Below are 6013 nucleotides of genomic sequence, written 5' to 3' on the forward strand. Positions count from 1 at the left end.
CATCGGCACGAAGGGCGGGGGCGCGGGCGCTGCCGGCGGTGCTGCCACTTCCGGTTCGATCGGCAGCGCAGCGGCGTCGGCTAGCGCCGGCCGATCGGCTTGGGACGTGATGGACATCCGCTGCTCCCGATTAAACCAGTGCGCCGATCTTGCCCGAAACCTGCAGGAGAACGCGGGTGGCGGCCGCGAGATCAGACTTGCCGACGCCGCCCAGAACCTGGCGACGCAGTTCAGCGATATAGCTCAGCAGGTTGTCCGCTTGTTCCCGGGCCAGATCCGTCAAATGGATCGCCTTGGCGCGGCGGTCGCCTTCCACGGCACAGCGCAGAACGAGGCCGGTCTTTTCCAGTGCGTCGATCAGCGACACGACGGACGGCTGCTCGACTTCCAGCGCTTCGGCGAGCTGCGACTGGGTCATGCCATCGGTTTTTGCCAGAAGAAGAAGAATGCGCGCGCGGGCCAGCGTCAGCCCCTGCTCCTTGACACGAGCATCGAACAATGTGCGCATCTTGCGGCTGACTTTCGTAAGCTCGTCCATAAAGGCGGTTTGTTCGACCAGAGCGTCCATGATGCGCATTCCATAGAAGGTATATGGTAAGGCATCTAAGTATGTTGGGGACGATCATCTGGCAAGAGGCAAACTCAGCTTTTTGCGTATCGCTCAGGTCGCTACTTCCGAGCGCGCTTCCACAGGCTCATCAAGCCAAGAACAATGGCCAGCAGGATGGCATTGACGGGAACGCCGAGCAGGATGCGCGGCAGGAGATCCGGCGCATCGCGATGGAAGGCGGTGGGAATCAAGACGGCGATAAACAGAGCGCCGAGCACGAGAGGCGCTGCACGGCCCGCGCGGGTTGCCGTCGCATGCGCCGTGTTGGCCGAGGTGATCGCCAGAAACAGGATCATGCCGATGCGAAACAGGTCGGTGAACTGTTCCACCACGATCGCGCCCATTGAAGCCTGCATGTCCATTGGTGTTCCTCCCCTGAAGCGCTGAGCGCCTTTGTCTTCTGCTTAGAGCGGGCGGGCGCTTTCGGTCCAATTAGACTAAAGTCATAAGCCGAAAGACTTGATGGAAGCCGCCTAAAAGCCGGGTCATAGTCCCATCCTGCGGATCAGCTGGCGCCGGGGGAGAGCCGTGCCAGCAAACCACGTCCGTTCAATGGGAGGTTTTGATGGCAATGGCACAGGCAGCCGGGGCGCCAAGCCGCGGCATGACGCGCGAAGAACGCAAGGTGATCTTCGCTTCTTCGCTCGGCACGGTCTTCGAGTGGTACGACTTCTATCTCTACGGCTCGCTCGCAGCCTTTATCGGCGCAGCCTTCTTTGCCGAATATCCTGAAGCGACCCGCAACATCTTCGCGCTTCTGGCCTTTGCCGCCGGCTTCATTGTGCGTCCGTTCGGCGCCTTGGTGTTTGGCCGCATCGGCGATCTCGTCGGGCGTAAATACACCTTCCTCGTCACCATTCTGATCATGGGCCTGTCGACCTTCATCGTCGGCCTTCTGCCCGGTTCCGCCACCATCGGCATTGCCGCGCCGATCATCCTGATCATCCTGCGCATGCTGCAGGGTCTGGCGCTCGGCGGCGAATATGGCGGTGCGGCAACCTATGTGGCCGAACATGCGCCCGACGACCGGCGCGGTTTCTACACATCGTGGATCCAGACCACCGCAACGCTCGGCCTGTTCCTGTCGCTGATCATCATCCTGGTCGTGCAGGGTTCGATGGCCAAGGAAGACTTTGCCAATTGGGGCTGGCGCATTCCCTTCCTTCTGTCCGTCGTGCTGCTCGGCATTTCGGTGTGGATTCGCATGACGCTGTCGGAATCGCCGACGTTCAAGCGCATGAAGGAAGAGGGCAAGACCTCCAAGGCACCGCTGACGGAAGCGTTCGGCCAATGGAAGAACGCGCGGATCGCCCTGATTGCCTTGTTCGGCCTCACCGCCGGTCAGGCCGTGGTGTGGTATTCCGGCCAGTTCTATTCGCTGTTCTTCCTGCAAAACGTGCTCAAGGTCGACGCGCGTTCGGTCAACATCATGATCGCCGTCGCGCTGGCGCTGGGCAGCCTGTTCTTCGTCGTCTTCGGCTGGCTGTCCGACAAGATCGGTCGCAAGCCGATCATCATGGCGGGTCTGGCTCTGGCCGTGTTGACCTACTTCCCGCTGTTCAAGGCGCTGACCTGGGCGGCAAACCCGGCACTTGCACAGGCCCAGGCCGATGTGCGCGCAACCGTGACCGCCGCCCCCGGCGATTGCACCTTCCAGTTCAATCCGGTCGGCACCGCCAAGTTCACCAAGTCGTGCGATGTCGCTACCGGCTTCCTTGCCCGCAACTCGGTGCCCTATGACATCGTGACCACGGCACCCGCGGGAACGCCGGCCACGGTGGCTGTGGGTAGCGCAACGGTGACCTCCTATGATGTCACGGCAGCAGGTGCCGACGCAGCGGCGCAGGGAACGGCCTTCAACAATGCAGTGCATGCAGCTTTGCATGATGCCGGCTATCCGCTGGTGAAGAACGAAACCACCGGCGCTTACGCGATGGTGGCCGATCCAGCGGCCGTGAACTGGCCGATGACGATCGGCATCCTGTTCATCCTCATGATCTATGTCACGATGGTGTACGGGCCGATCGCCGCGATCCTCGTGGAAATGTTCCCGACCCGCATCCGCTACACCGGCATGTCCCTGCCCTATCATATCGGCAACGGCTGGTTCGGTGGCCTTCTGCCGGCAACGGTGTTCGCGATGAGTGCTGCCAAGGGCGACATCTATTTCGGCCTTTGGTACCCGATTGCCTTTGCCGCGATGTCGCTGGTGATCGGCCTGCTGTTCGTGAAGGATACGCTCGGCACCAACCTGCACGCCAAGGACTGATCGAACCTTCGACAAGTCAACAAGCCCGGCGGGAGCAATCTCGCCGGGCTTTTCTTTGTTTATCTCTTGGCAACTCCTTTGTTGAAGCAAAGTCGTTGCATGGCATGAGCTCACTGTGCTCTGTTCATCTCAATCCAATGATCGAGCCGTCTTCATGAGCGACACCCTCATTCAGTCCACGCCCCGCTTTGCTCTCCGGCGCGAAGCGATCCTGGGGGTGACATTGGTGCTGCTGGTGGTCTCGATCGGTTCGCACCTTCCTGTGCCGGGTCTGGACCTCACCCGGATCGGTGAGGAGTATGGTGAAAGCACGAGTTCCATGATGGCACGCTTGTCGATCATGGCGCTCGGCGTCCTGCCGCTCTACACGGTGCTGCTGCATGTCGAGCTTTTCAGCCTGATCATCCCGCCTTTGGCGCGATGGCGGGGCAATCCACAAAATGCCGGGCGTTTAGACCTCATCGTCGTCATTCTTGCCCTTCTTCTTACTGCCTTCCAGGCGACGGGCCTGCTTTTTGCAATGCAGGAAAGTTCACTCGTCAGGCCAGACAGCGTCGCCTTCGTGCCGGTCGGCGTAGCCTCTTTCGTGGCGAGCACCGCCGTGCTGATCTGGCTGGCGAAGATGATCCGGTTGCCTTCGCTCGGAAGCGGGTTCTGGCTCCTGCTTGTTCTCCCCGGCCTTGTAGGGCTGCCTCAGGAAATAGCATCGTGGATCGATCTGGTGCGGACAGGTGCGGCCTCGGCAGCCGAGTTGCTGATCCTGGTGCTCTATATTGTCGGTACAATCGCGCTGGTTGTGTTCGTCCGCGCTGTCGTGTTTGCAGGCGCGCGGCGGCACTATGTGGATCGCGCAGCCGCTGCAGCGATGATGCTGTGGCCGATCTTCGTGGCCACAACAGCCGCCGGTTACCTGATTATTCCACTGGCGCTGATCAGCGAGGAGCCGGATGCGCTACTGCGGGCCATCCCCTTCGCTGCTCCGATCCTGGCAATGATCCTCATCCCGCTGATCGCCTATGCCTACGCGCGTCTGTTCTTCCTCAAGCGCTTGAACGAAGACCAGCGAAAAGCCCTCATGCCCGTTCTCCTGGCCAATGCCGGTGCTCAGGTCATCGTCTTTGCAGCGGGCCTGATCTTGTCCCGCTCGCTGCAGCTTCCGTTCAGCCTGACAGGAAGCACGCTGATCGTACTCACAATGGTGATGCTCGCTCTGCGCGATGGCACCGATCAAGCTGCGGCTTGACGCCTGAGAGCTCGACAGTGCAGACCATCGCTTCTTCTTCGGGGAAACGATCATGAGCCTGTTCGGCGCCGTACAGCTGGGTGTTTCGACGCTGATCTTCATGCTGGCGGCAAGTGCTGCCAAGGCATGGACGCTGGGGCCTAGCGTGCCGCGGCTGATCCTGGTGCTGGCGCTGTATTCGGCGGGCAACCTGATCATGCTGCGGCTCATCCGCGAGTTCGGCCTTGGCGTGGCAATCAGCCTTTCCGCCGTGGTGCAGCTGGTTGCCGTGAATGTCGTGGCTTTCACCTGGTTCGGCGAGCGGGTCAGCACCGTGCAAGGACTGGGCATCGCATTGGCTGTGGCGGCGGTGACGCTGATTACGCTTGGACCGAGTTTGCAGGGTCGCTGACAGCAAAGAAAAGGCCCGCCGCGCGAGCGACGAGCCTTTGAATCAACAGATTGACTGACGAAGCTTATTCAGCCGCGGCCAGCGAGTTCACGCCGCCGGCTTCCGCGATCTGCGTCAGCTTCTTGTCGGTAGCTTCTTCTTCTTCAAGCGTCTGCTGCAGAACGGCAGCGCAATCGGTGCGGCCGAGCTGCTTGGCCCAGGCCACCAGCGTGCCGTAGCGGGTCATTTCGTAATGCTCGACGGCCTGTGCAGCGGCAATCAGGGCTGCATCCAGCACCTGCTTGTCGTCGATGTCGCCGGTGATCTCATCGGTTTCCTCGATGATGCCGTCGATGGCCGGGCACCGGACCTGCTTGGCCTGCACACCATGCATCTCGAACACCTGTTCAAGGCGGCTGATGTGGGTCTTGGTTTCGCCGAGATGCGTTTCGAAGCCCTGACGGAGCTGCATGTCCGTGGCCTTCTCGATCATCTTAGGCAGTGCCTTCACGATCTGGTTTTCAGCGTAATAGATGTCGCGCAGCGTATGAACGAAGAGGTCGTCCATCGTGCTGATGTCTTTGGAAAAGAAACCCATTGTTTTCACCTTCCTGAAGTTCGGCGGCGGGCAAGCCACAAGGGCATTACCTCCGGCCGCTCGATCGATCTGGTTGTCTGGTCAGCGGGCTGTTCGCCGCGCCGTCCTCTCATCCGGCTTCACACGCGCCGGCTGCCCCACAAACGTGCGGCACGAAGCGCTGTTCCGTTAATTCTTCCTAAGATTTGGATGGATGCAGCGCGATCGCCTGGGAAGCCCGATCTCCCGGGCGCATTTTGCGTGACATAGCTGCAACGCAACGCTGTTTGTGCGTCTCGGCCACGAAAAGAGGGCCAAAATACCCCGATTTCGCCACGATCTAAGATGATTTAGCTCATGCCTTAACAGCGCGTTCACCGGCAATTCACAGGTGGCTGCTAAGGTTCGATCATGCGTTGCGTAGCTTTGAGTTGAGTACTGGCGGGAGCAACCGCCATTTCCCGGAACCCGAACAATGAACATCCTGACCCTTCTGACCCGCACCATCACCCGCCTGCGCGAGTTCGTCGCCCCGAGCTACCGGCCGGAGCGTCATTATATGCGGGGTCCCGGTCCGGCCTGCGCCCGCCGTTCGAGCTTTCAGTAAGGGCAGTAAGCCTTATTCCAGCCCCTCGAAGAGCGCGGTCGACAGATAGCGCTCGGCGAAGGAGGGAATGATGATCACGATCGTCTTGCCGGCATTTTCCGCCCGCTTGCCGACGATCGCGGCGGCCGACAAAGCCGCGCCCGATGAGATACCAACCGGAATACCTTCGAGCCGCGCGATCAGGCGTGCGGCCGTAAACGCATCCTCGTTGGACACCTGCACGACCTCGTCATAGATCGCCCGATCAAGGATGGCGGGCGCAAAACCGGCGCCGATGCCCTGGATCTTGTGCGGACCGGGCGCGCCACCCGACAGGATCGGCGAGGCCGCCGGCTCC

General features: G+C 60.9%; 8 protein-coding genes. 4 read left to right on the plus strand and 4 right to left on the minus strand.

What is annotated here, in order from left to right; translation table 11 throughout:
* Positions 1–130: 130 nt before the first annotated feature.
* The gene (locus RTX98_RS19425; protein ID WP_312798494.1) at positions 131–568 is read right to left on the minus strand and encodes a MarR family winged helix-turn-helix transcriptional regulator; all 438 of its coding nucleotides are present in this window, start codon (positions 566–568) and stop codon (positions 131–133) included.
* Between the two features lie 101 nt (positions 569–669).
* Positions 670–972 carry a hypothetical protein gene (locus tag RTX98_RS19430; RefSeq protein WP_189503920.1) on the minus strand — a complete coding sequence of 101 codons (303 nt, stop codon included), beginning with the start codon at positions 970–972 and terminating at the stop codon, positions 670–672.
* 203 nt (positions 973–1175) lie between these two features.
* On the opposite strand from RTX98_RS19430, the gene RTX98_RS19435 reads away from it, so the two are divergent.
* The 3 genes from RTX98_RS19435 to RTX98_RS19445 all read left to right on the plus strand — a co-directional run bounded on the left by RTX98_RS19435 (position 1176) and on the right by RTX98_RS19445 (position 4513).
* Entirely contained in the window at positions 1176–2879 is a 1704-nt protein-coding gene (locus RTX98_RS19435; protein ID WP_312798495.1) for an MFS transporter, read from the plus strand.
* A 154-nt stretch (positions 2880–3033) separates the two neighbouring features.
* Positions 3034–4122 (plus strand): hypothetical protein, encoded by a 1089-nt coding sequence (locus RTX98_RS19440; protein WP_312798496.1) that lies wholly within the window; start codon positions 3034–3036, stop codon positions 4120–4122.
* A gap of 52 nt (positions 4123–4174) precedes the next feature.
* Entirely contained in the window at positions 4175–4513 is a 339-nt protein-coding gene (locus tag RTX98_RS19445) for a hypothetical protein (RefSeq protein WP_312798497.1), read from the plus strand.
* Between the two features lie 64 nt (positions 4514–4577).
* On the opposite strand, the gene RTX98_RS19450 is transcribed toward RTX98_RS19445, so the two are convergent.
* A complete protein-coding gene (locus RTX98_RS19450; RefSeq protein WP_312798498.1) occupies positions 4578–5090 on the minus strand; it encodes a ferritin-like domain-containing protein in 513 nt (170 codons plus the stop codon).
* A 454-nt stretch (positions 5091–5544) separates the two neighbouring features.
* Between RTX98_RS19450 and RTX98_RS19455 the strand changes: the two genes are divergently transcribed.
* Positions 5545–5676 carry a hypothetical protein gene (locus tag RTX98_RS19455; protein ID WP_312798500.1) on the plus strand — a complete coding sequence of 44 codons (132 nt, stop codon included), beginning with the start codon at positions 5545–5547 and terminating at the stop codon, positions 5674–5676.
* Positions 5677–5688: 12 nt separating this feature from the next.
* Here RTX98_RS19455 and RTX98_RS19460 read toward each other — a convergent pair.
* On the minus strand, positions 5689–6013 hold a 325-nt coding region (locus RTX98_RS19460; protein WP_312798501.1), incomplete at its 5' end, for a pyridoxal-phosphate dependent enzyme.

This window comes from Tianweitania sp., from assembly GCF_032053605.1.
Classification (GTDB): domain Bacteria; phylum Pseudomonadota; class Alphaproteobacteria; order Rhizobiales; family Rhizobiaceae; genus Tianweitania.

Bases quoted from the DNA above. Each gene is read 5' to 3' on its own strand.
- RTX98_RS19450 (WP_312798498.1), bottom strand. From the start codon at position 5,090: ATGGGTTTCTTTTCCAAAGACATCAGCACGATGGACGACCTCTTCGTT.
- RTX98_RS19445 (WP_312798497.1), top strand. From the start codon at position 4,175: ATGAGCCTGTTCGGCGCCGTACAGCTGGGTGTTTCGACGCTGATCTTC.
- RTX98_RS19425 (WP_312798494.1), bottom strand. From the start codon at position 568: ATGGACGCTCTGGTCGAACAAACCGCCTTTATGGACGAGCTTACGAAA.
- RTX98_RS19455 (WP_312798500.1), top strand. From the start codon at position 5,545: ATGAACATCCTGACCCTTCTGACCCGCACCATCACCCGCCTGCGCGAG.
- RTX98_RS19430 (WP_189503920.1), bottom strand. From the start codon at position 972: ATGGACATGCAGGCTTCAATGGGCGCGATCGTGGTGGAACAGTTCACC.
- RTX98_RS19435 (WP_312798495.1), top strand. From the start codon at position 1,176: ATGGCAATGGCACAGGCAGCCGGGGCGCCAAGCCGCGGCATGACGCGC.
- RTX98_RS19440 (WP_312798496.1), top strand. From the start codon at position 3,034: ATGAGCGACACCCTCATTCAGTCCACGCCCCGCTTTGCTCTCCGGCGC.